General features: G+C 52.3%; 1 pseudogene. It reads right to left on the bottom strand.

From position 1 onward, the window contains the following. Positions 1–283: pseudogene (locus FDX22_RS03675) on the bottom strand (type I glyceraldehyde-3-phosphate dehydrogenase); the annotation flags it as partial.

Raw genomic sequence — 283 nt, 5'->3', positions numbered from 1 at the left:
ACTGAACCGAAATGTGAGCCAATGACATCTGACGAGACAATTTCTTCGTCGGTATAGCCGAATGATGCATTGTTCAGCGTTGCCTTTTTCAGCGCGTCGTTAACCTCTTCCGCAGTGACTTTTTTACCCAGAATCGACACCAGTTCCGTAACGGATCCGGTTTTTACCGGAACACGCTGGGCGTGGCCTTTTAATTTCCCGCTCAGGGCCGGGATCACCAGACCAATCGCCTTCGCCGCACCGGTGGTATGAGGAATGATATTTTCTGCTGCCGCGCGTGAGG

This window comes from Citrobacter sp. TBCS-14 (assembly GCF_005280805.1).
Lineage (GTDB): Bacteria > Pseudomonadota > Gammaproteobacteria > Enterobacterales > Enterobacteriaceae > Citrobacter > Citrobacter gillenii.
The sequence above is the reverse complement of the archived record's forward strand: the minus strand, read 5'-3'. Positions and strand labels throughout refer to the sequence as shown.